This is a genomic window from Elizabethkingia argenteiflava (genome assembly GCF_009904105.1).
Taxonomy (GTDB): domain Bacteria; phylum Bacteroidota; class Bacteroidia; order Flavobacteriales; family Weeksellaceae; genus Elizabethkingia; species Elizabethkingia argenteiflava.
On sequence record NZ_JAAABJ010000011.1, the window covers coordinates 1 to 252 of the forward strand.

1 pseudogene is annotated in these 252 nt (G+C 29.4%); it reads left to right on the plus strand.

What is annotated here, in order from left to right:
- Nucleotides 1–26: 26 nt before the first annotated feature.
- A pseudogene (locus GNY06_RS00055) lies at nucleotides 27–252 on the plus strand (IS5/IS1182 family transposase); the annotation flags it as partial.

The following is a 252-nucleotide window of genomic DNA, read 5'->3' on the forward strand; positions in this document are numbered from 1 at the left end:
ACGATTTATACCAAATAGAAGCTAGTTTGAAAGAAATTCTGTCCCTTCTAAGCGAAGTAGAAATAGATCATAAAGAATTGTTTCTGAATGCTGATGCAGGATTTGACAGTGAGAATTTAAGACAAATGTTAGAAAAAGAAAAAATAATCGCCAATATTAAAACCCATCTCAGGAATAATAAAACAGCCAAGAATTATTATTGTTTTGATGAAGAATTATATAAACGAAGGTTCAATATAGAGAAAGCAAATG